This window comes from Protofrankia symbiont of Coriaria ruscifolia, from assembly GCF_900634745.1.
In the GTDB taxonomy this organism is placed as follows: Bacteria; Actinomycetota; Actinomycetes; order Frankiales; family Frankiaceae; genus Protofrankia; species Protofrankia californiensis.
This window is the reverse complement of the sequence record NZ_CAAAFR010000129.1, coordinates 992-2,287: the sequence shown is the minus strand read 5'-3', so window position 1 is coordinate 2,287 and position 1,296 is coordinate 992. Positions and strand designations below refer to the sequence as shown.

At 70.0% G+C, this 1,296-nt stretch carries 2 protein-coding genes; both read right to left on the bottom strand.

Going from position 1 to position 1,296, the window contains the following annotated elements; translation table 11 throughout:
• Nucleotides 1–132: 132 nt before the first annotated feature.
• The gene (locus tag CV1CTNOD_RS15015) at nt 133–525 is read right to left on the bottom strand and encodes a hypothetical protein (protein ID WP_131786710.1); all 393 of its coding nucleotides are present in this window, start codon (nt 523–525) and stop codon (nt 133–135) included.
• Between the two features lie 578 nt (nt 526–1,103).
• The coding region (locus CV1CTNOD_RS25775; RefSeq protein WP_207386462.1) for a hypothetical protein at nt 1,104–1,296 on the bottom strand (193 nt) is incomplete at its 5' end.

Sequence of the window (1,296 nt, the reverse complement as noted above, 5' to 3'; positions counted from 1 at the left end):
CTAGAGCGTCGCGGTGCATGACCGGGCAGGTCCAGCCGTCCGGTTCGGTTTCGGTGTAGGTGAGGTGGACCCGGCCGGTCTCGGTGTCGGGCAGCACCACCAGACGGGGGCGCCGGGTGTCCTGTGGTTCCGTCATCGGGACGTCCGCCTGGGCGACTCGGTGAGTGGGCCGTAGCTGTCCAGCAGGAACGGCGTGATCCAGACCCCCTGGCAGGCGGGCTCGTGCTCGTCCGGGTCGAAGCCGGGCATCGTCCACGAGTCGCGCAGTGTGCTCTCGGGGTCGGTGGACTGACGTTCCCAGACGTCGCCATCGAGGTCGTACACCCGGCTGACGTCGTACGGGATGACGTCGCCGGGTGCGAAGGTCCGGGCGCGGGTGTTCGTGCGCTCCCGGCGGACGACGGCCACGGCGCGGCGAGCGTGGCGGGCGTGGCGCTGGGCGGCGTCGGGGTAGTCGGCGCCGGCGGCCTGGAACTCGTCGATGAGGTACGCCCACAGGCGGGCGTCGGAGCGTGCGGTAGTCATGATGTCTCCTAGTTCGGCTCAGGTGCAGGGGTCTCACTGCTGGCGAGGTAGCGGTGCAGCGAGGTCTTCGGGATGCCGGTCTTGGTGGCGATCGTGCCGAGGCTGTCGCCCTGGGCGTTCAGGAGCCGGGCGTGCTCGATCTTCTCGGGTGGGTGGGCGACGGGTCGGCCGACGTGGCGGCCGGCGGCGGTCCGGGCCGCTTCGGCCTCGGCCTGCGCGGTGCGGGCGGCCTGTTCCGCACGGTCGGCCGCCGTCTGGGCCTCCGCCGCCCGTGTCCGGGCCGCTTCGGCATAGAACGCACGGTGCGCGCCGCGATCGCCCCGCGGTCAAACTCGACGGCCTCTACACTGGCCGGCCCGCGCGTCCCAGCGGCGCACCGATCTTCTCCGCGCTTGCCTGACTCCGCAGCGCGAAGTCGTCGACTTATCCCGACCGCGGATTACGGGACGCGGAGGTTGCCGACAGCGGGCCATCTTCAATGGTTTGGCTGACGAAGGACTGGGCTGGCCTTACGCTTGAGTCAGACAACAACTAGCTAGCTGAGGAGGCGCCGTGTCTGCGCAGGCAAAGAGTGACGATCACCTGTCCCAGGTCTTCGCGGCTCTTGCGGACCGGGCTGTTGCGTTGCTGAGGTCCGCCGTCTCGACGTCTGACCAGGCATGATCGAGTAATGCGTCGACGTCCCGTCCGCCGGTCCCGGCATCGGAGTTCACCGGCTTCCGGTTCCCCCCTGAGGGGAAGCGTGCTGGCGGTCCGCTGGTACCTGCGCTA